This window comes from Streptomyces scopuliridis, assembly GCF_042790125.1.
GTDB lineage: Bacteria > Actinomycetota > Actinomycetes > Streptomycetales > Streptomycetaceae > Streptomyces > Streptomyces scopuliridis_A.
The window spans coordinates 15249-38186 of record NZ_JBHTZS010000009.1 but is presented as its reverse complement, the minus strand read 5'-3'; the positions used below and the strand labels follow the sequence as shown (position 1 = coordinate 38186).

Below are 22938 nucleotides of genomic sequence, written 5' to 3'. Positions count from 1 at the left end.
GTAGTGGCGGCTGCGAAACGAGACTCTACAGCAGCTCGGAGGGTCCGGTCGAACTCACTCCCCGCGCACCCTCCACCATGAACGCGTTACGGCGCCGCCGCGTCGATCGCCTTGATGATGCGCTTGTCCGAGACGGGCTGCGCGGTGCCCAGCGCGTGCGCGAAGTAGCTCACCCGCAGCTCCTCGATCATCCAGCGGATATCCAGCACCTGCTGCGGCACCGGCCGTCCCCGCGGCAGCTGTTCGAGCAGCCAGGCGTACTCGTCCTGCATCTCGTGGACCTTCTCCATGCGCGTGGTGTCGCGCTGGACGCTCGTCGGCATCTGCTGGAGCCGGCGGTCCGCCGCGACGAGATAGCGCATCAGGTCGGGCAGCCTGCGCAGCCCGGTGCGGGTGACGAAGCCGGCCGGTACGAGGGCCGCCAGCTGGTCCCTGACGTCCTGGACGTTGTTGACCAGGGTCAGACTGCCCGTGGCCTTCAAACGGCGCTCACAGGCCTGCCAGGCGGCCAGGATCTGCTGGACCTGCCCGATGGTCCGCACGGTCGCGTCGACGAGATCGGCGCGCACCCTGTCGTACAGCTTCCGGAACGATTCCTCGTCCCACGCCGGACCCCCGTGGTCCGCGATCAGCTTGTCGGCCGCGGCCATGGCGCAGTCGTCGAAGAGCGCCTGGATGGAGCCGTGCGGATTGCGGGAGAGCGCCAGCTTCTGCTGGTTGGTGAGCTTGTCGGAGGCGAACTTCGCCGGGTTCACCGGGATGTTCAGCAGGATCAGCCGGCGCGTGCCCGCCCACATCGCCTCCCGCTGCTCGGCCTCGGTGTCGAAGAGCCGTACGGCCACGGTCGCGCCCTGGTCGACCAGCGCCGGGTACGCCTTGACGGGCTGGCCGGCCCGCCGGGTCTCGAAGACCCGGGAGAGCGTGCCGATCGTCCACTCCGTCAGCCCGGTGCGTTCGATCGACTCGCCGCCCGCGCGCTCGGCGGTGGCCGCGGCGGCCTTGGAGAGCGCCTGACGGGCCTTGGGGCGCAGCTGGAGCTTGAGCGCCTCCAGATCCTTGTCCTCGGCGATCTTGCGGCGCCGCTCGTCGACGATGCGGAACGTGATCCTGAGATGGTCGGGCATCCGGGCCGGATCGAAGTCGTCGGACGTGACGGGCACTCCGACCATCCGCTGGAGCTCGCGGGCCAGCGTCACCGGCAGCGGCTCCTGGAGGGGCACGGCACGCTCCAGGAACGCCTTCGCGTAGTTCGGCGCGGGCACGTAATGGCGGCGGACCGGCTTGGGCAGCGAGCGGATCAGCTCCATGACCACGTCCTCGCGCAGCCCCGGGATCTGCCAGTCGAAGCCCTCGGAGGTGACCTGGTTGAGCACCTGGAGCGGGACATGGACGGTCACGCCGTCCGCGTCCGTACCCGGCTCGAACTGGTACGTCACGCGGAACTTGAGCGGTCCCTGCCGCCAGGAGTCCGGGTAGTCGTCCTTGGTGACGGAGCCGGCCTTCTCGTTGATGAGCATCGACCGCTCGAAGTCGAGCAGCTCCGGCTCCTCGCGGCGTCTCTTCTTCCACCAGGAGTCGAAGTGCGCGCCCGAGACCACCTCGTCCGGCACCCGCTGGTCGTAGAAGTCGTAGAGCGTCTCGTCGTCCACGAGGATGTCGCGGCGCCGGGCGCGGTGCTCCAACTCCTCGACCTCGCCCAGGAGTTTGCGATTGTCATGGAAGAACTGGTGGTGCGTGCGCCAGTCGCCCTCGACCAGCGCGTGACGGATGAACAGCTCCCGGGACGCCTCGGGATCGATTCGGCCGAAATTCACCTTGCGCTGGGCGACGATCGGGACCCCGTACAGCGTCACCTTCTCGTACGCCATCACGGCCGCCATGTCCTTCTCCCAATGCGGCTCGCTATGGGTGCGCTTGAGGAGATGGCCGGCCAGCGGCTCGATCCACTCGGGCTCGATCTTCGCGTTGACGCGCGCCCAGAGCCGGGAGGTCTCCACCAGCTCGGCGGACATGAGGAAGCGCGGCGGCTTCTTGAAGAGGGCCGAGCCGGGGAACACCGCGAACTTCGCGCTGCGGGCGCCCAGATACTCGTTCTTCTGGCCGTCCTTCACATCCTTCATCCCGATGTGCGACAGCAGCCCCGCCAGCAGCGAGACATGGATCGGCTGGTCCGCCGCGTCCTCCTCGTTGAGGTGGATGCCCATCTGCTTGGCGACCGTACGCAGCTGCGAGTAGATGTCCTGCCACTCGCGGATCCGCAGGAAGTTCAGATACTCCGACTTGCACATCCGGCGGAAGGCCGAGGAGGACAGCGTCTTCTGCTGCTCCCTGATGTAGCGCCAGAGATTGATGAAGGCGAGAAAGTCGGAGGTCTCGTCCTTGAACCGGGCATGCTGCTGGTCGGCCTGGGCCTGCTTGTCGGCGGGCCGCTCGCGCGGGTCCTGGATGGAGAGCGCGGCGGCGATCACCATCACCTCGCGCACGCAGCCGTTGCGGTCGGCCTCGATGACCATCCGGGCCAGCCGCGGGTCCACGGGGAGCTGGGAGAGCTTGCGGCCGAGCGGGGTGAGCCGCTTCTTCGGATCCTTCTGCGCGGCCTGCGACGGGTCGAACGCGCCCAGCTCCTGGAGCAGCTGCACACCGTCGCGGATATTACGGTGGTCCGGCGGATCGATGAACGGGAACTTCTCGATGTCGCCCAGGCCGGCCGCGGTCATCTGGAGGATGACGGACGCCAGGTTCGTACGGAGGATCTCGGCGTCGGTGAACTCCGGGCGCGCCTCGAAGTCGTCCTCGGAGTAGAGCCGTACGCAGATCCCGTCCGACGTACGGCCGCAGCGGCCCTTGCGCTGGTTGGCGCTGGCCTGGGAGATCCGCTCGATCGGCAGCCGCTGGACCTTGGTGCGGTGGCTGTAGCGGGAGATACGGGCGGTGCCCGGGTCGATCACGTACTTGATGCCGGGGACGGTCAGCGACGTCTCGGCGACATTCGTCGCCAGAACGATCCTGCGACCGCTGTGGCGCTGGAACACGCGGTGCTGCTCGGCGTGCGAGAGCCGGGCATAGAGGGGGAGGACCTCGGTGCCCCGGAGCTTGCGCTTCTCCAGCGCGTCGGCGGTGTCACGGATCTCACGCTCGCCGGAGAGGAAGACCAGGATGTCGCCGGGGCCCTCCGCGTGGAGTTCGTCCACGGCCTCGGAGATCGCGGTGATCTGGTCGCGGTCGCCCTCCTCGCCGTCCTCCTCCAGCAGCGGCCGGTAGCGGACCTCGACCGGGTACGTACGCCCCGAGACCTCCACGATGGGGGAGTCGCCGAAGTGGCGGGAGAAGCGCTCCGGGTCGATCGTCGCGGAGGTGATGACGACCTTCAGGTCCGGGCGTCTGGGGAGCAGCTGGGCGAGATAGCCCAGCAGGAAGTCGATGTTGAGGCTCCGCTCATGGGCCTCGTCGATGATGATCGTGTCGTACGCCAGCAGCTCGCGGTCCGTCTGGATCTCGGCGAGCAGGATGCCGTCGGTCATCAGCTTGACGAACGTCGCGTCCGGGTTGACCTGGTCGGTGAAGCGGACCTTCCAGCCGACGGCCTCGCCCAGCGGCGTGTCCAGTTCCTCCGCGACCCGCTCGGCGACGGTACGGGCGGCGATCCTGCGCGGCTGCGTGTGCCCGATCATGCCGCGGACCCCGCGGCCCAGCTCCAGACAGATCTTGGGGATCTGGGTCGTCTTGCCCGAGCCGGTCTCACCGGCGACGATCACGACCTGATGGTCGCGTATCGCCTCCAGGATCAGGTCCTTCTTCTGGCTGACGGGCAGCTCCTCGGGGTACGAGACGAGGGGCGTCCGCGCCCTGCGCAGCCGCGTGCGCTCGGCGGCCTTCCCGGCCTCGCCGGCGATCTCGTCCAGCACGGCCTGCCGCGCGTCGGGCTTACGGATGCGCCGTGCGCCTTCGAGACGGCGGCCGAGCCGCTGCGCGTCGCGCAGCGAGACGTCGGCCAGCAGGGTCTGGAGGTCGGCGAAGGAAGTAGACATACCTGGCCCAGGATCTCACCCGCGGCTCGGGAGTGGCGAACCCATTTGTCGGCGGACCCGGTGCGGCGGCGCGGCGGGTCGGGGGGCCGTATTGCCCGATCGGGAGGAGCAGCCCTTACGATGCGAGGCACGTACCCCCGCCCCCCGTCCCCGCCCCCTCGTCCCCGTACTTCCGTCCCCCCGGAAAGGCGCACCTGATGACCCGCACCGGAAGCCGGCGCCGCCGCTTCGTGGGTGTGGGCGTCGGCGGGGCGCTGGTGGGGATGCTGGTGGCGCTGGTGTTCTGTCTTCCGTCGGCCGCCGTGGCCGTCGGGAGCACAGCGACTGCCGGGACTGTCACGGCCGAGGCCCTTACGGCCGGTGGCGGGTACGGCGGCCAGACCCCGGGCTGTGGGCGCGGCGACCGGGACGACACCGGCACCCCGCCCCTCACACCCACACGCGGCAGCTCCGTCCATGAACTGCTGCCCGCGCTGCACGACGCCCGCGACACCGCCGGCGCGTGGGGCGCCGCTCAGGCCGTGCTCGCCGTGACGCCCGACCGCGGGCCGCCGCCGGTCGCCGCGCCCTCTCCGGTCGATCTCTCCGTACTGCGCGTATAGGGCTCGGAGTCATCCGCCCTTTTCGCCCACTTTTCTCACGGATTGCCACGGAGAGTCGAACCCTCATGTCCGCACAGCCTTCCCGCATGTCCTCCCGCCGCGCCGTCGCCATCGGCGCCGGGGTCGTGGCCGCCGCCGCCCTGCTCGGCGTCGTCTCGTACACCGCCACCAAGCCCGACACCTCCGCCCGCGTCGCGACCGGGGACAGCCCGGTCGCCGAGGTCTCCGCCGATCCGCAGGCCGGGGTCTATCCCGAGCTGGCGAAGCTCGCCCGCCGCGACGGGGCGGACCCGCTCGCCGTCGGCCGCGCGGACGCGCCGGTCGTCATGGTCGAGTACGCCGACTTCAAGTGCGCCTTCTGCGGCAAGTTCGCCCGCGACACCGAGCCCGGCCTCATCGAGAAGTACGTCAAGAACGGCACCCTGCGCATCGAGTGGCGCAACTACCCGATCTTCGGCGCGGAGTCGGAGGCCGCCGCCCGTGCCGGCTGGGCCGCCGGACAGCAGGGCCGCTTCTGGCAGTTCCACTCGGCCGCGTACGCCCAGGGCTCGAAGGAGAAGGGCTTCGGCCCCGGCCGGCTCGACGCGCTCGCCCGGGAGGCCGGGGTGAAGGATCTGGACCGGTTCCGCCGCGACCGTGCCGGGGACGCCGCCGCGGCGGCCGTACAGAAGGACCAGGAGGAGGCGTACGGCCTCGGTGCCACGTCCACCCCGTCCTTCCTCATCAACGGCCGCCCCATCGCCGGTGCTCAGCCGGAGAGGATCTTCACCGAGGCCATCGAGTCGGCGAAGGCCGCGGCGGAGTCCACCCCCGGGTCCGCCCCCGAGCCCGCCCCGGAAGCCGAGAAGAGCGGCAAGGCGGACCAGTGACCGACATCGGGTATCCGGTCGCCCTCATCGGCGGCCTCCTCGCGCTGCTCAGCCCGTGCAGCGCCCTGCTCCTGCCCGCGTTCTTCGCGTACTCCATCGACTCGGCCGGCCGGCTCCTGGCCCGTACGGGCATCTTCTATCTCGGCCTGGCGACCACGCTCGTCCCGCTGGGCGCCGCCGGTTCCTTCGCCGGCCGGCTGTTCTACGGGCACCGCGATCTGCTGGTCGCCGTCGGCGGCTGGCTGATCATCGCGCTCGGGGCCGCCCAGATCCTCGGCATGGGCTTCGCCTCGCGCCGTATGGCCGCGCTGTCGGGCCGGATCCGGCCGACGACCGCGCTGTCCGTGTACGCGCTCGGCATGGTCTACGGGCTCGCGGGCTTCTGCGCGGGACCGATCCTCGGCAGCGTGCTGACCGTGGCCGCGCTGAGCGGCAGCCCGGTCTACGGCGGGCTGCTGCTCGCGGTGTACGCGCTCGGCATGGCCGTACCGCTCTTCCTGCTGGCCCTGCTCTGGGAGCGGTTCGATCTCGGCGGCCGGCGGTGGCTGCGCGGCCGGGCCTTCCGGCTCGGACGCTTCGAGCTGCACACGACCTCGCTGCTGTCGGGGTTCTTCTTCATCGTCCTGGGCACGGTCTTCCTCGTCTTCGACGGGACGACGGCGCTGCCGGGGCTGCTCTCGGTCGACGACTCCTTCGCGACCGAACAGTGGGCGCGCGGGGTAGGGGCGGCGATCCCGGACTGGGCGCTGCTGGGCGGGGTGGTATTGGTGGTGGCGCTGATCACACTGCTGCGGTGGCTCCAGGGCCGCGACCACAGCGAGGACCGCGACGAGCGTGACCGTAGGGGCCGCGAGAGGCGTGACGAGCGGGCCGAGCCGGTCCGTACCGAAACGGGGACATGAGAAAAGCCCCCCGCCGAGGATCTCGGTGGGGGGCTCTCGCCCTTACGGGCCGAAGTGGCTGGGGCCGGGATCGAACCGGCGACCTATCGCTTTTCAGGCGATCGCTCGTACCAACTGAGCTACCCAGCCACGCAACCTCAACGGCTGCAGCGGTCCTGACGGGATTTGAACCCGCGGCCTCCACCTTGACAGGGTGGCGAGCACTCCAAACTGCTCCACAGGACCAAGCGATGTGCGAGCACCAGTCTCGCACACGGCGTTGCGTGCCCCCAACGGAATTCCGTCGGCTTCCGCACGAAACCGAACCTGCGGAGAGCTCACAATCGCCACGACAGTCGAGCTTCAGCTTCGCCGCCCGGGGGTGTCCCCAGGTGACCGATCAGACACGCTGTGGTCGCCCGATGTCGCTAGATGAGCGTATCAGAACGCAGGTCATGCCCTGTCCGCGTGATCCACGGGCCCTCGCCGCGGCCCATTGGGCGGAGGCGAGACCAGGGACTGGTCTCGCCTGCCGCGTCAGTGTGCGGAGATCTGCTGGAGTGCCGCGCCCTGGTAGCGGGCACCGGCGTTCCAGAGGATGAAGGAGTTCATCTTGTTGGCCGCCGCGGCCTTGATCTGTTCGGCCACCTGGGCCGGCCCGTACTTGCTGCCCATCGAGAAGTCCTGGAGCCACGGGACGATCTCGGTCTGGGTGCCCTTCGCCAGGCGGGCGAAGTCGGCGAGCGAGCGCTGCACGATCGCGTACGGGGCGGTGTCGGGGTTGGCGACGCCGTACTCCCCGGGACCCCAGTGGGACGGGTAGACCATCGGCGCGATGTAGTCGCTGACCTTGACCAGGGCCGGGATGTCCTGGGCGATCTCAAGGGGCCGGGTGGCGGCTATGCCGAAGACCGAGACGCCGAGGTACTTGGCGTGCGGGCGCAGCGCGACCCGGGTGTCGGCGACGAACGAGGTGATGGCCTGCTCGGGGGTGGCGGACCCGATGCCCGGGAACCGCATCTTCGACAGCGGGCCGTCGGGGCGGCGCACGTAGTCGTAGAGGATGTCGTCGAAGCCGAGCTTGGCCGCTTCGACGGCGAGGTCCTGGTTGTACTTGCGGACCGCGGGGTCGGCGAAGTTGGTGAAGGACAGGTTTCCGTAGTGGCCGCCGTTGTAGGGCTCTCCGGCGGGCGTCTGGACGACCTGGCTGCGCTTGCCGGACTTCCAGGCCGCCGCGCCGAGCTTAGGGTCACGGAAGGCGACGATACGGCCGATGACCTGGGCGCCGGCGGCGTGGATCTCGGCTATCGCCTTGCGGGCGTCGTAGTAGCCCTTGGCCGCGCCGATCTGACGGGCCAGCGGCACCTGGGAGGCGTACCCGACCTCGCCGTCCTCGTCCTTGACGTCCAGTTCCACGGCGTTGAGCTTGCCGCTGCGGATCAGGGCGAGGACGCCGCCGCGCAGGGCGTCGTTGCCCCAGCCGATGGCGGTGATGTGCGCGGCACGGATCATGGGGCGACGGCCCCGGGTCGATACGGCCTTGGAGGTGGTGTTTCCGGCGCGGTCCACGGCGGCGACCGTCACGCTCGGTGTGCCCTTGGGCACTGTGATCTTGAAGGATCCGCCCTTGTCGACGGGAACCTCCTTGCCGTCGACGGTCACCTTGGCATCGGTGGAGGCCTTGCCGGTGATGGTCACGGGCTCGGAGGCGTTCTTCACCTCGGGGTCGGCCACCGTCAGATCGGGAGCGCTGGTGTCGACGGTGAAGCCGACGACCTTCCGGTACGAGGCGAGGGGGAGCTTGCTGTCGCCCTCCACCACCAGGGTGTGCCGGCCCTCGGTCAGGCGCGGGAGGCCGAGTTTCAGACGGGCGCCCTCAGCCGTGATGGGGACGACCTTGCCGTCGAGGGTGGCGCGCACCTTTTCCTTGCTGCCGGCCGCCCCGGCGTCGAGGTAGGCGCTGACCTGCGCGGCCTTGCGCCCGTCGAGGTAGGAGCCGTCGGCGAGACCATGCACGCCCGGTCCCGGCGTGAGGAAGGTCCACGCTCCGACACCCGCTCCGGCCAGTGCGAGCGCCACGGCCGTCGCTATCAGGGTGCGCCGTCGGGTCGGACGGGGGGGACGGTAGGAGGAGGCGGAGGGCGATATGTATGTGGGCATCATGGCGTCCTTTGTGCTGTGGCCGGGTGGTACCTCCATTGATTGCCGTGCCGGTGCGTCAGTCCTCCTGTTTCGTACCGGATTTCATACGAACGGCCGCGTTCGGCCCCGGCGTGGTGACTGCGCCATCCAGGCGATGGTGCGGTACGGGGGCTCCCGCCGCCGGTAGGGATGGCGCGACACATTCGACTTGGAGGTCCCTCATGCGCCACCCGCTCGTCCCGCTCTGCGCCCTGGCGGGCGCCGCCCTGCTCGCCTCGGGCTGCTCCTCGGGGTCGTCACCGGCCGCGGGGGAAGGGCAGGCGGCCGCCTCAGCGGCGGCGGCCGGCCAGGTCGCCGCGAAAGACCCGGCGGAGGTCGGCGCCGACGAGCTCGGCCAGGTGCCGGTGCTGATGTACCACCAGCTCACCGCGAAACCGGCCAGCGTCTACGACCGCACCCCGGCCGATTTCCGGGCCGAGCTGGAGCGCCTCGCCCGGGAGAAGTACGTGCCGGTCACCGCCCGGGACTTCCAGACGGGACACATCGACATCCCGGCCGGAATGCACCCGGTGGTCCTCACGTTCGACGACTCGACCAACAGCCAGGTGGCCCTCGGCGCGGACGGCAACCCGGCGCGGGACACGGCCATCGCCATCATGGCGGAGACGGCGAAGAAGTACCCCGCGTTCAAGCCGGTGGGGACCTTCTTCGTCAACGCGGACGCCTTCTCGACCACCGGTTCCGCCAAGGCGCTGGCCTGGCTGAAGCAGCACGGGAACGAGGTCGGCAACCACACCGACCGCCACCAGAATCTGAGTTCGCTGGACCAGGCGGGCGCCGCGAAGGCCATCGCCGGCGGGGTGCAGGCGATCGTGAAGGCCGCCCCCGGGACCCAGGTCACGTCCCTCGCCCTGCCCTTCGGGGCCATGCCCAAGCCGGCCGAGGTCGCCGCGCGGGGGACGGGTTACCGCAACGACGGGGTGTACCTCGTGGGCGCCAACCCCTCGGTCTCGCCGTTCGCCAAGTCCTTCACACCCGGCGGGATCCCGCGGATCCGTTCGGCGGGGCCCAAGGACGCGGACGCCGAGTTCGGTTCTTCGCGGTGGCTCGACAAGATCGCCGCCGCGAAGAACTGGTACGTCTCGGACGGCGACCCGAACACGGTCGCTTTCCCGCGCGCCTTGCAGGACCAGGTGGCGCCGGCCTTCGCGAAGCGGGCCCGGCCGTACTGATCACCGGAAGCGTCGGTCACTGACCGGGAGGGTGCCGCGTCCGCGGGGGCGGGCGCGGTTCCCGGCGGACGCCTACGCCTCGCCGGCGGCGAACTCGCAGGGTGCGGTGCGGGCAAGAGCGAGAGCCTGGTCATACAGGTCGGAGAGGTCCGTCTTGCCGTTCAGAGCAACCCAGTTCCCCACAGCGGCGTCGGCACAGGCGAAGGTGACGGCGATGATCGCACGGGCCTCCAGATCCGCTCTGTCCTTCGTTGTCCCGGAGGCTGTGAGGCGGCGGACGACGATGGGCAGCAACTCGGACTGCCAGCGCAGACGCTTCTCCGTGTATCTCGCCCGCAGGGCTGGGGTGTGGAAGATCAGCGTGACGAGTGCCAGCGCCCGATGGCTGGTGGTGTCGGTGAACAGCGACGCGAAGCCATGTTGCAGGGCATCCCAGATGCCGACGCTCGCCGGCTGGGTGTGAACGGTCTCAAGGAATCGCTCGCCCAATTCGTCCTGCTCTCCGCAGACAAGGTCTTCCTTGGTTCCGAAATAGCGGAACAGGGTCCGCTGGGACACCCCCGCTTCCTGGGCGATCTGAGCAGTTGTGGTCTCTTCGTAGCCCTGCGCAGCGAAAAGGCGAATCGCCGTGTCCATGATCTCTTGCGTGGCCAGCCGCCTGGATCGCTGCCACACGGATGGGCTTTCTCCCGCTTGCGTCATGTCTCACATTCTACTCTCACTGCCAGTTTGGCAGCTGCACGCTATTTGGCATTGACTGCCAGGTTGGCTTAGCGTGTCTAGTGTGCCGATGGTGCCGGCGGTGCGTTCCACACGGCTTTCTGTCTCCGCGCGGTCTGCGTATCCCCCGTCTCTGCCGGCCGCGACCGGACCCTGCCAACCCACGCAGTGGTCATCACTCATCACACAGGACAGCCATGACCATCGAGCACAAGCACCTGGGCGATCTCCAGTTGTTCACCGGAACCCCGCAGCACGGAAACTTCTCCCGCATGGCCGAGCTCGTGCCCACGCGTGCCATGCCCGCGTCTGCGAGCCCTCGCCAGTGGCCCTCGGGAGCACCCCTCACGCTCCCTGACACCTTCGGTTTCAACGGTGCGCACCACTCCGTCGAGGCGCTTCTCACCGAGACGGATACCGCCGCCCTGCTCGTGCTCAAGGACGGTGAGATCCGGTTCGAGGGGTATTGGCTCACGGGAGGACCGGAAGTTCCCTGGCTCTCGATGTCCGTGGCCAAGAGCTTCGTCTCCGCGCTCGTCGGCATCGCTTTGGACGAAGGGCACATCCCCTCGATCGACACGCCGGTCAGCGACATCATTCCCGTGGACTCCGGCTCCGCCTATGACGGCGTGTCCGTGCGCGATGTCCTGCACATGTCCTCGGGTGCGCGCTGGAACGAGGACTACAGCGACCCCAACTCCGAGGTCCACCGTCTGGGGCGGGCTCTTTCGCCAGGCGGGTCCATCGACGCCTTCGTCGCGTCGATGGAGCGGGAGCACGAACCCGGCACCATCTCCCACTACAACTCCGCCGACACGCAGGTGCTCGGCGCCCTTGTGTCACGAGCGACGGGGCGCACTCTCGCCGACTACATGACCGAGAAGCTCGTCGAACCGCTCGGCATGACCTCTCCCGGACACTGGCTGATCGACTCCTCCGGTACCGAACTGTCCTTCAACGGACTCAATCTCACTGCCCGCGACTACGCGAGGCTCGGCGAGCTCTACCGTGCCGATGGTGTCGTCAACGGCGTCCGCGTTCTGCCCGAGAAGTGGGTGCGTGACTCCGTCACCGTCGCGGCACCCCACCTGGAGGCGGGACGTGTCCTTGTGGCCGGCCACCCCGTCGGCGTCGGCTACGGCTATCAGTGGTGGATTCCTGAAGGCGATCGCGGCGAGTTCATGGCCATCGGGGTCTACAACCAGTTCGTATACGTCGACCCAGCGGCCTCCACGACCATCGTGAAGCTCTCCGCAAATCGCCGCTACGGCACGTCTCCTGGCGAGAGCGTCAGCCGCGAGATGCAGACCATCGAATTCCTCCGTGCACTGGCGCGCACCAACGGATGATCACCTCCCTGACGCTCAGGTGCGGCAAGCGGCGCCCATTCCATCGGCAGCTCACGGCGGTAGCCTGGGCTGCCGACGGGCGCCGGCGGCGCGTCGGGCCGGGCCGTGATGTCGCCCGGAAACTGGCGTGCCCGGTGCTGGAGATGCCCCCGTATGCGTACGGGCGTTGGCTCACCCATGAGGGCAAGTTGCTCGTCAACGGGAACGGGCCCGGACCCGTTCACCGCCGTGAGCGGGATGAGGCCCGCAGCGCTTCGATGACCTCCTTTGCCCGAGCGGCGGTAACAGGCTTCGCCTCGCGTTCTAGCTCCTCCGCCGGGACGTCCAGCAGTTCCGAGACCAACTTGGCGTCGTTGTCGAACAGCCGCAGGACTACAGCAGCTGTTTCCCGCGCCGTGACGTCGGCCTCCTCCTTCGCCTGAGCCGCCTTCACCGCAGCATCGCGCGCGGTCAGCGTGTTCGCTGCGGCCATCTCTCGCGTCTTCGCCTTCTCGAACCACGAGTTCGTCGGGTGCTGGCCGGGGCGAAAGGTGGCCTCTGCCTCGGCACGACGTGCGTCGAGCCGTACACAGGTCTGTCGATCGAGGGCCTTGAGGCCCTGTGGAGGTTCGGCACGCTGAAGGATTCCGATTGGGACGGCGGCGAAGGCGGCGTTCCCGCTGATCTCCGGTTGCCGGTGGCCGAGGTTCTGCGGGTGACCGCTGCGGTCGTGACGCAGGGAGGGCGCTTTTACAGCCGGTCCGAGCAGTGGAAGAGCACTGCGCCGACCGCCGATCTGGTCGAGTCGTATTTCTTCGACCGCAAAGCCCCCATCGAGTGACGACGTACCGGCCGGGCGGACGGACTTCCGCCCGGCCGGGCCCTGCGGCCGGAGCCGGGGAGCGGACGAGCGCGGGGCTCACGCCATCTTCGCCATCGAGCCACCTTGCTGGCGAGGGGCCGGGTAGGGGCAGGCCTGGCCATGAAGTGCGCGATGTCGGTGCAGTAGGCGTGTGTGTCGTCGATCGTCTTCGCGGAGTCGGGCGATGGTGGCGGAATTGCGCCCAGGGGTCCGCCGGTGCGAGCCGGGCACCAGGTCACGCATTTACTACCGCAGTGTCAGCCCACGGGATCCGGAGGCCGTCAGGCCGCGACGAGTCCGTCCGCGAGGAACTCCTCCACGAACTTCCGTGCCCGACGGTCGAAATCGGTGTACTGCGCCTCCCGCTTGGCGCCGGCGACCGCTTCGCCGACCAGCAGATTGCCCTCGGCGTCGATGCGCTGCGGTCGCTCCTCCGCGTCCAGGAGCAGGCCTACGGTGGAGCGGGAGAAGCCGCAGTAGTAGGCGATGCCGTCGCTCAGGTTGGCTTCGAGGACGGACTGCATCGCCTCCGCGACGGGGTCGTCGACGGTGGCGCCGGCCAGGGCCAGCCACAGCATGCGCTTGCCCGCCAGGCGGGGCTTACTGCGGCCGTAGGCGAACCCGTAGTTCCATACGCGGTCGATCCATCCCTTGAGGATGGCGGGCACGCTCTGCCAGTACACCGGGAAGACGGCGACGACGACATCGGCGTCGAGGATCCGCCGCATGTGGGCGTGCGTCTCGTCCGAGTACGGCTTCTCCCGGTTGCCCCAGTCCGGCTGGTCCTCCACGTTCATCCGCGGGTCGAACCCCTCGGCGTGCAGGTCGAGCAGGTCGATGCGGTATCCGGCGGCCTCAAGCTGGGCAGCCGCGCGGCGGGCGGTGTGGGCGGTGAGGGAATCGTTGCGGTGGTGCGCGACGACCACGAGGGCTGTCCTGGTGTCACTGCTGTGCTGCGGCACGGTGTCTCCCGAGGGCTCGATCTGTGCAGTGAGTCCAGTACAACCGCGGCACCGTAGATGATCCATGGGAGAAACTCTCCAGGACATAGGAGATCGTCTACGATTGCCCTGTGGATCCTCTGAGCTCACTGCTGAACGGCATCCGGGCCGAGGGCTCGGTCGTCAGCCATGCCGTCCTGACGGCGCCCTGGAGTATCACCTTCGCCGACGCCGCTCCGCTCACCATGGTCAGCGTGCTGCGCGGGGGCGGCACGCTGCTGCTGTCCGACGGCACCGAGCGGGCGATCGGCGCGGGCGACACGGCCATCGTCCAGGGCCCCGCACGGTTCCGCCTCGCGGACGAGCCTGCCACTGTCCACCGCCCCCACACCGCGTACGAGATCAACTGCTTCACCGCGGACGCCGCGCGCACCGGCCAGGAACTCGACGGCATCCACTGGGGCACCGGCCCGGAGGGAGCGACCGCGCTGATCGTGGGCGCCTACCGCGCCTCGGGGCACCGCCACGAACGGCTCCTGCGCGCCCTGCCGCCCGTCCTGGTCATCGCCGAGGACGCCGAGGTCTGCGCCTGGCTGGAGAACTCCGCCGCCGACGCCGCCGGGCTCTCCGCCGGTTCGCAGGCGCTGATGGACCGGCTCCTCGACTGGACCCTGGTCTGCACGCTGCGCACCTGGTTCGACCGAGCGGGCGCCGACGCGCCCGGCTGGTACCGCGGCCTCGCCGACCCGGTCCTCGCCCCAGCCCTGCACGCCTTCCACGGGCGGCCCGCCGAGAGCTGGACGGTCGCATCGCTGGCCGCTCAAGCCGGCGTCTCCCGGGCACTGTTCGCCCGGCGCTTCACCGAGCTGATGGGCCGTCCGCCCCTCACCTACCTGACCGAGTGCCGCATGGACGACGCCGAGGCACTCCTGGTCGACACCGACCTCAGCATCGCCCAGATCGCCAAGACCGTCGGCTATGCCGACGCCTTCGGCTTCAGCGCCGCCTTCAAACGCCACAAGGGCCTCAGCCCCAGCACGTTCCGCACCACGGCGGCATGAGTCACGGCACGCGGCGGCAAAGACGCGGGCCCCACGCTCCGGACCGCAGCACGACACCGATTCGTCGCGATCGAGACGCCTCCTGACGGCAAGGCCCGCTCGACGGTGGATGACGCCCGGCGCCGGGCTGAGTTGCCGTCGACGACGCGAAGGGCTCGAACAGTTCGCCGGGTTCGCATACGTCCACGACGAAGCCGTGCCCGCGTACCCGCCCCGGCGGCCACTGCTGGCCGTGGCCGTTCACCAGGTGCTGACGTTCATAGACACAAAGAGTCCCCCTGACCAATGTTGTTGCTGGTCAGAGGGACTATCAACGTGGTGCCCCCAACGGGATTCGAACCCGTGCTACCGCCTTGAAAGGGCGGCGTCCTGGGCCACTAGACGATGAGGGCTAAGGGCCCGCCTGGGCGCTTTGCAGCGCGTCGGGGACGTGAGAAGCATATGGGATGGGCAGAGCTATCGCCAAAACGGTTTAGTCAGCGGGTACGGGGACGCCCGGCGAGGTCCGTGAGGGTACGGCGGCGCCGGGCGTACGCGAGGGCGATCCGGGGGGCGCGGACGGGGAGCCGGTGCCCGGCGACGGTCCCGGGCTGCCCGTCCCCGACGGATCCGCGCCGGGCGAGGCGCCGGCCCCCGGGGTGACCACCTCCTGCGGAAGATGGCGGCTGACCTCGGCCGTCGTCAGACCCAGCCCGCCGAGCGTGATCTCGTCCCAGGCCTGGAGCCGCTTGGTCGTCCGGTCCAGATAGAGCACGGACATCTGCACCTTCTCCGGGCTCTCGTTCTGTACGGCGCGCAGCCCGCCGCCGCCCGTCGAGCCCTCGATCTTCAGCCGGGTGCCGCGCGGCAGCGTCTCGGTCACGCGCTGGTGGATATGGCCCGAGAGGGCCAGCGGGACGAGGCCGTCGGTCTCCCGCGCCGCCACCGGGTTGTGGGCGACCGCGATGTCCACGGGCCTGCCCGCCCGCTGCTGGTCGCGGAGGGCCGAGGCGAGCCGGATGCCCGTCATGCGTTCGGCGGGGTCGCCCTGGGCCTCCACCGAGCGGTCGGGGGTGAACTGCGGGTCGCCGCTGCCCGCCACCCGTAGTCCGCTGACGGTGACGGCCCGGCCCTCGTCCAGGACCCGGACGTTCTTCATGCGCCCCAGATACTCCTGGGTGCCCCGGGAGTCGTGGTTGCCGCGCACCCAGATGTACGGGACGTCCAGATCGGCGATCGGGTCGAGGAAGGTGTTCTCGGCGGAGGCGCCGTGGTCCATGGTGTCGCCGGAGTCGATGATCAGGTTGATCCCGTACTGCTCCACGAGCGAGCCGATGATGTGCCAGGCCGCCGGGTTGAGATGGATGTCCGAGACATGCAGCACCCGGAGGGTGGCCGGGTCCGGCTGGTAGGTGGGGAGCGTCGAGGCGGCGTCGTACAGCTTGGTCACGTTGGTGACCAGCCGCGCCAACTCCTTCTGGTAGACGTCGAAATCGTTCACGATCGAGCGCGCGCTGCCCACCACCTGCGGAGCGGAGGAGAGCAGTCCGGAGAACCGCGGCTCCAGCACCGACTTCGGGTTCCAGGTGGCGTACGCGCCGACGCCCGAGGCGGCCAGCAGCGCGAGCGCCAGCCCGCCGGCGGCGAGGGCGCGGCGCGGGCGGCGGTAGACGGCGAGCCCGAGGGCGGTGGCTCCGGAGACGACGGCGACGACGGACCGTACGGCCAGGTCCGTGGTGCCGTTCATGACGTCGTGGCTGACCTCGCCCTGGAGGCCGGAGAGCCGCTCGGGGTGCTCGACGAGCGCCTGGGAACGTACCGGGTCCAGCTGGTCCACATCGACGTCGAGGCGGATGGGGGCGGTGTGCGTACTCAGCTCCAGCGCGCCCAGCGGCGAGACATTGATCTTGGTGCCGCCGGTCAGGGACGGGCGCAGCGTCATCTTCGTGTCCATCGGCCCGACCGGGGTCCGTACGCTGCCGACGATCAGCAGCCCGAGCCAGGCGCCCAGCAGGACGACGGAGAGCAGCCCGACAGCGCGGCTGTAGGGGTGCGGGGAGTGGACCAGGGCGCTGGTGGGGGCATCGCGCCGGGAACTGAGATGGCCCTGGATGCGGGTGAGCGAGGTACGGAACGGGAAGCGCGGTACATCACGGGCCATTGCTCGCGTATGCCCACGACGGCGGGCGGCCATGCCTGGACGCCGCCATCAGGAGTAATGGGCGGGGGGTTCCGGTTACCCCGGGCCCGGTTTGTTGAGCCGGCCCGGTTCGTCGAGCCGGCCCGGTTCGTCGCGCCCGCCCGGCTCGTGATCCCCAGCCCGGTTCGTCATCCCCAGCCCAGTTCGTGCAGCCGGTCGTCCGCGATGCCGAAGTGGTGGGCGATCTCATGGACGACGGTCACGGAGACCTCGTGGACCACGTCCTCGGGGGTCTCGCAGTAGCGCAGGGTCGGCCCCATGTAGATGGAGATGCGGTCGGGCAGCACCCCGGCGTACCACTCGCCGCGGTCCGTGAGCGGAGTCCCTTCGTAGAGCCCGAGCAGCTCGGGGTCGGACGCGTCGGGTTCGTCCTCGACGAAGACGGCGACGTTGTCCATGACCTTGGTCAGCTCCGGGGGGATCTGATCGAGGGCCTGGCTCACCAGCTCTTCGAAGGTCTCGCGTGTCATCTCCAGCACATGGCCATTGTCCAGCAGAGTCCGGCGGAACGGCCCCTGCCTTCCGCGTGCGCGGGTGCGGGATGTGTCCCGGGCGTGTCCCCAGCGGGGAAAAGGGAGTTGAGCAGGGAAACCCTCCCCTCGCCACCGGCGGGGAGACCCGTACCGCGCCCCCGGAGGTGCCACTCGTGCGCCAGTTGTCCCCCTCTGGCCGTTTCGCCGTCTGGATCGTCACGTCACTGGCGGTCGCGGCCTCCACCGGCTGCATGAGCGTCGGCGAGGACGAAGGGAAGCCGGCGCCCTCGCGGTCGGCGGAGGGCCGGGGCGCCGCGGCCGAGCCCGACGGCGTCACGGGCGAGGGCGCCGGGGCCGGTGAGCCCCATGCCTGGCAGGGCCGTACGGAAGACGGTGGCGCGGAGGGGCCCGCCACGGACGACCGGGAGAAGGAGGGCCGGGGCGCGAAGAGCGGCGGCAAGGACACGGACGAGGCGGGTGACACGGGCGATACGGGCGACACGGCCGGCAACGGCGCTTCGCCGAGCGCGAGTTCCGCCGTCACGCCCTCGCCCCAACCCCCGAACGGCACGCGTCCGCAGCCCGGGAAGCCGGTCCCGCCGGGGGGCGGGCCCGTACCGCCCAAGGAGCCCACGCGCCCCGCGCCGCCGGCCTCGCCGCCGCCGGGGCCTCAGGATCCGGAACCGCAGCCCGAGCCGGAGCCGACGCCGCCGCCGGAGCAGCCGTCCGCGTCACCGGCGGCGGACGTCCGTACGAGCGCGATGCCGGTCGCCGACGGGATGGGGATGCGGAAGGAGCCGACGGCGTCGCCGCAGCTCGGGCCGGTGTGACGGGAGTCACGGCGGAGGCGCTCGCTGAGGCGGTGGCTGAGGCGGTCGCCGAGGGTGTTCGCGGGGGCGGGCCGCGGAGGCGGTCGCGGCGGCGGTCGCGGAGTCGATCCGCGCCGGTCCGGGCCCGGCCTGTGCCGGGTCTGTGCCGGGTCTGTGCCGGTTCTTTGTCGGGCCCGCCGGCCGGTCTACCCGCTGGTTTGCCTAAGAGGGGGGAGGGTGCGTATGGTAGTAGATCGTTTGATCATTGCCCGGCGCCGACACAGAAGAGCGCCGCGTGGCGCGTACTCTCCCTTGCCGTGGCTGACCGCATTGAGGCGGTCGATTTGCGAATCACGGAGTTTGGGCGCGTGCCGAGACTCCGGAAGGTTTCGCATTTCGCATGTCCATTTCCAGTACTGACCGCGCCGTCATGCCCGAGAACGAGTCCCCCGAGACGGTCACCGATGTGACCGCCGAGATCGTTGAGATCGTCGAGAGCACGGAGGCCGTCGTGGCCCCCGAGACGGCCCCCGAGACCGCCGAGACCTCCCGGGGTGACGAGGCGTCGGACGCCGACGAGGCTCCCGGTCTCACCTTCGCCGACCTGGGCCTCCCGGACGGCATCGTCCGCAAGCTCACCCAGAACGGCGTCACCGCCCCCTTCCCGATCCAGGCCGCGACCATCCCGGACGCGCTGGCCGGCAAGGACATCCTGGGCCGTGGCCGTACCGGCTCCGGCAAGACCCTCTCCTTCGGTCTGCCGCTGCTGGCCACGCTCGCCGGCGGTCACACCGAGAAGAAGAAGCCCCGCGGCGTCATCCTCACCCCGACCCGCGAGCTGGCGATGCAGGTCGCGGACGCCCTCCAGCCGTACGGCGACGTGCTCGGCCTGAAGATGAAGGTCGTCTGCGGCGGTACGTCGATGGGCAACCAGATCTACGCGCTGGAGCGCGGCGTCGACATCCTCGTGGCCACCCCGGGCCGGCTGCGCGACATCATCAACCGCGGTGCCTGCTCCCTGGAGCAGGTCCAGATCGCGATCCTGGACGAGGCCGACCAGATGTCGGACCTGGGCTTCCTGCCCGAGGTCACCGAACTGCTCGACCTGGTGCCCGCGGGCGGTCAGCGGATGCTCTTCTCCGCCACGATGGAGAACGAGATCAGCACGCTGGTCAAGCGGTACCTCACCAACCCCGTCAGCCACGAGGTCGACAGCGCCCAGGGCAATGTCTCCACCATGACGCACCACGTGCTCGTCGTGAAGCCGAAGGACAAGGCCCCGGTCACCGCGGCGATCGCCGCCCGCAAGGGCCGCACGATCATCTTCGTACGTACGCAGCTGGGCGCCGACCGTATCGCCGAGCAGCTGCGCGACTCGGGCGTGAAGGCCGACGCGCTGCACGGCGGTATGACGCAGGGCGCGCGGACCCGGACGCTGGCCGACTTCAAGGACGGTTACGTCAACGCGCTGGTCGCCACCGACGTCGCCGCGCGCGGTATCCACGTGGACGGCATCGACCTGGTGCTGAACGTGGACCCGGCCGGGGACCACAAGGACTATCTGCACCGCTCGGGCCGTACGGCGCGGGCCGGCAAGTCCGGTGTCGTCGTCTCGCTGGCGCTGCCGCACCAGCGCCGTCAGATCTTCCGGCTGATGGAGGACGCGGGCGTGGACGCCTCGCGCCACATGGTCGGCGGAGCCGGCGCGTTCGACCCGGAGGTCGCCGAGATCACCGGCGCGCGTTCGCTCACCGAGGTCCAGGCCGACTCGGCGAACAACGCGGCCAAGCAGGCCGAGCGCGAGGCCGCGGAGCTGGCCAAGCAGCTGGAGCGCGTCCAGCGCCGCGCCGCCGAACTGCGCGAGGAGGCCGAGCGCCTGGTCGCCCGTGCGGCGCGCGAGCGGGGCGACGACCCGGAGGCGGCGGTGGCCGAGGTGGCCGCCGAGGCCGAGCGCGCGGTGGAGGAGGCGGCCGCCGCTGCCGCCGCCGTTCCGGCGCAGCGCGAGGAGCGCAGGGACGACCGGGGCAACTTCGGACGCCGCGACGACCGCGGCGAGCGCAGTGGCCGGGGCGGCGCGCGGGGCTACACGCCGCGTGACGACCGCGGTGCCGAGCGCGGCGCGGAGCGCGGCGGTGACCGTGGCGGTGAGCGCGGCGGGTTCCAGCGCCGTGACGACCGCGGTGGCTTCCGCAGGGACGAGCGCCGGGACGAGCGCCGTGACGACCGTGGTGGTGACCGTGGTGGTTTCAGCCGTGACCGTCGTGACGACCGTGGCGGCTTCCGCCGGGACGACCGGGGCTCGGACCGTGGCGGTTTCCAGCGCAGGGACGACCGTGGTGGCGAGCGGGGCGGCTTCGGCCGTGACCGTCGTGACGACCGCGGTGGCGAGCGCCGTGACGACCGCGGTGGCCGTTCCTTCGAGCGCCGTGACCACCGGGGCAGCGACCGCCCGTTCAACCGCGACCGCCGCGACGACCGCCCGTCGAGCGGCTTCCGCTCCGGCGGCCACGACCGTCCGTCCACCCGCCGTGACGACCACCGCGGCGGCACGACGGGCACCGGCACCGGCTCCTTCGGCCGCCGCGACGACAAGCCGCGCTGGAAGCGCAACGGCTGACCGGAGGCGGGACCGGACCCGGTCCCTGACGCGTCACCAGGGCCCGTGCCCCACCCCCGAGGTGGGACACGGGCCCTGCCCGCGTCCGGGGCTCCGGGCCAGGGGCACCACGGGCTTGCCCGCGTCCGTGGCCTTGCCCGTGTCCGAGGCTCCGAGGGCCCGAGGGGGACGGACACCCCGTCCGACTCCGCCCGCGAAAACCGCCCTGGGCCACCCTGCCGACACCTCCCCCACGAACCGCGCAGACACCCGCGCCGACGCGCGACATACCCACGACGGCATACCCGATCGGCGCAGGGCCGACGGCGGGCTATGCTCGTGTGTGTTGTGCCGAGGGCCGTTAGCTCAATTGGCAGAGCAGCGGACTTTTAATCCGTTGGTTGTGGGTTCGAGTCCCACACGGCCTACCGCCCGCAGACAGGGGATACCTCCCTCTGACCTGCTACGGAGCGCCCCGCCCGGTTCGGACCGGTCGGGGCGTTCCGGCGTTTCAGGGCCTGTGCGTGAGTGATGCGTGGGCGGACGGACCTTCGAGGTCGGGACGGTGGAGGACGCAGGAGCACGGCACGGTGGGCTCTGTGCCCACAAGTGCGAAGAGGCGTCCGAATGGAGGGTCACTCTGAAGCCGCCCTGGCCGACGCCTTCTTCTCCACGCCACCCAGCACCGACCGGCCACGGTCCAGCCACGCGGCAGCGTTGCTGGCGTCCCTGAACCAGGCCCCGGTCAGGGTTCTGACCCCTGAGCGGCGGGTGCCGGCCGCAACGAGAACGCCCTCCGCTGCGCGGGGACCTCCGTGACCACCTAGGAACGTTCCTGTGTGATACCGGAACACCCCCGCCTGCGCGGGGACCACGGTCACCTCCTACGGATATCCGTATGTGCGCGTTTCCGGGCTCATGCGCCTATGTTCTCAACTCCACAGCCGGGTGTGGGCGAGGTGTTCAGGATCCGCTGTTCACCGCGTCGATCACGTTCGCGGCCCGTACTCCGTGTTCGGAGGAGAGGAGGTCGTCGTTGATCCGCTCCTTCGTGGAGCTGTCGGCCAGGTAGTGCGAATTGGCGCCGATGATCTGGATGCCGCTTGCCTCGGAGGCGATGAGCATCGGTCCGCCCGACGCGCCCTTGCCCATGTCGCAGTCCATCTTGATGCGGTTGTCGAACGGGTTGAAGTTCGCGTAGTCCTCGGCGTTGCCGTAGCACGCCATCATGTACTCGCCGTCCAGATCGGTCCGCTGGTAGCCCTCGCCGGGGTAGCCGGCGGTGACCGCGTCAGCGTGGTCGGCCGAGCCGAAGGAGTATCCGAAGGCGCCCATGGCGTCCTGGATCTTGCCGTAGTCCGGCTCCGGGGCGAGCTCCACGGCGGCGAAGTCCGATTCGAGGTTGTCGCTTTCCTCTGTGTATCCCACGGGGGCGTACTTCGTTGTCGCCATCCAAATGCCCCACGGCGAAGCGCCGTTACTGTAGGCCGGGATGAACATCAGGTCCTTGTAGAACCCGGCGTCGCCGCTCTTGTCGCCCCGGTGGACACAGTGTGCGGCGGTCCAGATGGTGCTCTTGGTCTGGGTGGTGATGACGGACGCGGAACAGGTTCCGGCCTCGTTGCCCTGGTCGTCGTAGGAGAACAGCTTGCCCACCAGGTTCATGGGATACGTGGTGGTGAGCGGAACGCGCTGGGATATCGCGATGTCCGCGGCGGCCGCGCCGGCCACCGACGGCGGGGTGCTACCGGACGTGGACGGCGGCGCGGAGGCGGGTGCCGTCGCGGGTGCTGAGGCGACGACCTTCTGTTCGGCTTCACCGGGCGTGCCGGTGGGGCGAGTCGGGGAGGCGACGGAACCGGGCGCGGACTCGGGTCCGGTCAGCGGGTTGTCGATCGCTTCCCGCATGCGCTCCGGTGTCCAGAAGGCGAGTCGCTCCGCCCGGGTGGAGGTCTCCTGGGAGACGGCCACGCCGAGTTCACGTGCCGCGGTGTCCTGGGCGGCGGCCGTGGGCGCGAGTGCCCCCGCGCAGAGGGCTGCGGCTGTGACGGCCAGGACGCACAGGCGACTGGCGCGCCGGGCTGAGGATCTGTTCACGGAAAGCTCCTCCGGTGAGCGGACGGCATGGACATGTCACACTCTGTCGCACGCTCCCCGCCCTCCGTGATGGTCTCCCTCGCTTCGCCACAGCGTGGAATGATCTCTCCACGCCGTG

General features: G+C 70.1%; 17 protein-coding genes and 4 tRNA genes. 10 read left to right on the top strand and 11 right to left on the bottom strand.

From position 1 onward, the window contains the following. Positions 1-86: 86 nt before the first annotated feature. Positions 87-4028, bottom strand: a complete 3942-nt coding sequence (gene hrpA / locus ACFRKB_RS16165; RefSeq protein WP_383106431.1) for an ATP-dependent RNA helicase HrpA — start codon at positions 4026-4028, stop codon at positions 87-89. A 197-nt stretch (positions 4029-4225) separates the two neighbouring features. Here hrpA and ACFRKB_RS16160 point away from each other — a divergent pair, with 197 nt between their 5' ends. From ACFRKB_RS16160 to ACFRKB_RS16150, 3 genes are all read left to right on the top strand, one after another. Beyond that, a complete protein-coding gene (locus ACFRKB_RS16160) occupies positions 4226-4630 on the top strand; it encodes a hypothetical protein (protein WP_383106430.1) in 405 nt (134 codons plus the stop codon). Between the two features lie 86 nt (positions 4631-4716). Next, positions 4717-5499, top strand: a complete 783-nt coding sequence (locus ACFRKB_RS16155) for a DsbA family protein (RefSeq protein ID WP_383106429.1) — start codon at positions 4717-4719, stop codon at positions 5497-5499. Further along, positions 5496-6401 (top strand): cytochrome c biogenesis CcdA family protein, encoded by a 906-nt coding sequence (locus ACFRKB_RS16150; RefSeq protein ID WP_383106428.1) that lies wholly within the window; start codon positions 5496-5498, stop codon positions 6399-6401. The genes ACFRKB_RS16155 and ACFRKB_RS16150 overlap by 4 nt, the downstream gene beginning before the upstream one ends. A 55-nt stretch (positions 6402-6456) precedes the next feature. On the opposite strand, the gene ACFRKB_RS16145 is transcribed toward ACFRKB_RS16150, so the two are convergent. The 3 genes from ACFRKB_RS16145 to ACFRKB_RS16135 all read right to left on the bottom strand — a co-directional run bounded on the left by ACFRKB_RS16145 (position 6457) and on the right by ACFRKB_RS16135 (position 8459). Then, positions 6457-6530 (bottom strand) — tRNA-Phe (locus tag ACFRKB_RS16145). Positions 6531-6551: 21 nt separating this feature from the next. Then, positions 6552-6626 (bottom strand) — tRNA-Asp (locus ACFRKB_RS16140). 291 nt (positions 6627-6917) lie between these two features. Then, positions 6918-8459 carry a putative glycoside hydrolase gene (locus ACFRKB_RS16135; RefSeq protein WP_383106426.1) on the bottom strand — a complete coding sequence of 514 codons (1542 nt, stop codon included), beginning with the start codon at positions 8457-8459 and terminating at the stop codon, positions 6918-6920. A gap of 284 nt (positions 8460-8743) precedes the next feature. Between ACFRKB_RS16135 and ACFRKB_RS16130 the strand changes: the two genes are divergently transcribed. Next, positions 8744-9754, top strand: a complete 1011-nt coding sequence (locus tag ACFRKB_RS16130) for a polysaccharide deacetylase family protein (protein WP_383106425.1) — start codon at positions 8744-8746, stop codon at positions 9752-9754. 72 nt (positions 9755-9826) lie between these two features. Here the strand turns inward: ACFRKB_RS16130 and ACFRKB_RS16125 are convergent, their stop codons facing one another. Then, entirely contained in the window at positions 9827-10456 is a 630-nt protein-coding gene (locus ACFRKB_RS16125) for a TetR/AcrR family transcriptional regulator (protein ID WP_383106424.1), read from the bottom strand. A gap of 215 nt (positions 10457-10671) precedes the next feature. On the opposite strand from ACFRKB_RS16125, the gene ACFRKB_RS16120 reads away from it, so the two are divergent. Next, positions 10672-11823 (top strand): serine hydrolase domain-containing protein, encoded by a 1152-nt coding sequence (locus ACFRKB_RS16120; protein ID WP_383106423.1) that lies wholly within the window; start codon positions 10672-10674, stop codon positions 11821-11823. A 220-nt stretch (positions 11824-12043) separates the two neighbouring features. Here the strand turns inward: ACFRKB_RS16120 and ACFRKB_RS16115 are convergent, their stop codons facing one another. Continuing rightward, positions 12044-12295 carry a hypothetical protein gene (locus tag ACFRKB_RS16115; protein ID WP_383106422.1) on the bottom strand — a complete coding sequence of 84 codons (252 nt, stop codon included), beginning with the start codon at positions 12293-12295 and terminating at the stop codon, positions 12044-12046. A gap of 39 nt (positions 12296-12334) precedes the next feature. Between ACFRKB_RS16115 and ACFRKB_RS16110 the strand changes: the two genes are divergently transcribed. Then, positions 12335-12643: a hypothetical protein gene (locus tag ACFRKB_RS16110; protein WP_383106421.1), complete on the top strand. Its 309-nt coding sequence runs from the start codon at positions 12335-12337 to the stop codon at positions 12641-12643. A 302-nt stretch (positions 12644-12945) separates the two neighbouring features. Here ACFRKB_RS16110 and ACFRKB_RS16105 read toward each other — a convergent pair whose 3' ends face one another. Continuing rightward, positions 12946-13626: an NAD(P)H oxidoreductase gene (locus ACFRKB_RS16105; RefSeq protein WP_383106420.1), complete on the bottom strand. Its 681-nt coding sequence runs from the start codon at positions 13624-13626 to the stop codon at positions 12946-12948. Positions 13627-13736: 110 nt separating this feature from the next. Here ACFRKB_RS16105 and ACFRKB_RS16100 point away from each other — a divergent pair, with 110 nt between their 5' ends. Beyond that, positions 13737-14666, top strand: a complete 930-nt coding sequence (locus ACFRKB_RS16100; protein WP_383106418.1) for an AraC family transcriptional regulator — start codon at positions 13737-13739, stop codon at positions 14664-14666. Between the two features lie 316 nt (positions 14667-14982). Here the strand turns inward: ACFRKB_RS16100 and ACFRKB_RS16095 are convergent. From ACFRKB_RS16095 to ACFRKB_RS16085, 3 genes are all read right to left on the bottom strand, one after another. After that, positions 14983-15058 (bottom strand) — tRNA-Glu (locus ACFRKB_RS16095). An 80-nt stretch (positions 15059-15138) separates the two neighbouring features. Continuing rightward, positions 15139-16806 carry a metallophosphoesterase family protein gene (locus tag ACFRKB_RS16090; protein WP_383106417.1) on the bottom strand — a complete coding sequence of 556 codons (1668 nt, stop codon included), beginning with the start codon at positions 16804-16806 and terminating at the stop codon, positions 15139-15141. 167 nt (positions 16807-16973) lie between these two features. Further along, a complete protein-coding gene (locus ACFRKB_RS16085) occupies positions 16974-17324 on the bottom strand; it encodes a metallopeptidase family protein (protein ID WP_030350046.1) in 351 nt (116 codons plus the stop codon). A 167-nt stretch (positions 17325-17491) separates the two neighbouring features. Here ACFRKB_RS16085 and ACFRKB_RS16080 point away from each other — a divergent pair, with 167 nt between their 5' ends. The 3 genes from ACFRKB_RS16080 to ACFRKB_RS16070 all read left to right on the top strand — a co-directional run bounded on the left by ACFRKB_RS16080 (position 17492) and on the right by ACFRKB_RS16070 (position 21151). Next, entirely contained in the window at positions 17492-18148 is a 657-nt protein-coding gene (locus ACFRKB_RS16080) for a hypothetical protein (RefSeq protein WP_383106416.1), read from the top strand. Positions 18149-18527: 379 nt separating this feature from the next. Further along, entirely contained in the window at positions 18528-20744 is a 2217-nt protein-coding gene (locus tag ACFRKB_RS16075) for a DEAD/DEAH box helicase (RefSeq protein ID WP_383106415.1), read from the top strand. Positions 20745-21078: 334 nt separating this feature from the next. Next, a tRNA-Lys gene (locus ACFRKB_RS16070) sits at positions 21079-21151 on the top strand. A gap of 535 nt (positions 21152-21686) precedes the next feature. Here the strand turns inward: ACFRKB_RS16070 and ACFRKB_RS16065 are convergent. Continuing rightward, positions 21687-22820: a trypsin-like serine peptidase gene (locus tag ACFRKB_RS16065; protein WP_383106414.1), complete on the bottom strand. Its 1134-nt coding sequence runs from the start codon at positions 22818-22820 to the stop codon at positions 21687-21689. Positions 22821-22938 lie beyond the last annotated feature (118 nt).

Bases quoted from the DNA above. Each gene is read 5' to 3' on its own strand.
- hrpA (WP_383106431.1), bottom strand. From the start codon at position 4,028: ATGTCTACTTCCTTCGCCGACCTCCAGACCCTGCTGGCCGACGTCTCG.
- ACFRKB_RS16160 (WP_383106430.1), top strand. From the start codon at position 4,226: ATGACCCGCACCGGAAGCCGGCGCCGCCGCTTCGTGGGTGTGGGCGTC.
- ACFRKB_RS16155 (WP_383106429.1), top strand. From the start codon at position 4,717: ATGTCCTCCCGCCGCGCCGTCGCCATCGGCGCCGGGGTCGTGGCCGCC.
- ACFRKB_RS16130 (WP_383106425.1), top strand. From the start codon at position 8,744: ATGCGCCACCCGCTCGTCCCGCTCTGCGCCCTGGCGGGCGCCGCCCTG.
- ACFRKB_RS16125 (WP_383106424.1), bottom strand. From the start codon at position 10,456: ATGACGCAAGCGGGAGAAAGCCCATCCGTGTGGCAGCGATCCAGGCGG.
- ACFRKB_RS16120 (WP_383106423.1), top strand. From the start codon at position 10,672: ATGACCATCGAGCACAAGCACCTGGGCGATCTCCAGTTGTTCACCGGA.
- ACFRKB_RS16115 (WP_383106422.1), bottom strand. From the start codon at position 12,295: ATGGCCGCAGCGAACACGCTGACCGCGCGCGATGCTGCGGTGAAGGCG.
- ACFRKB_RS16090 (WP_383106417.1), bottom strand. From the start codon at position 16,806: ATGGCCCGTGATGTACCGCGCTTCCCGTTCCGTACCTCGCTCACCCGC.
- ACFRKB_RS16075 (WP_383106415.1), top strand. From the start codon at position 18,528: ATGTCCATTTCCAGTACTGACCGCGCCGTCATGCCCGAGAACGAGTCC.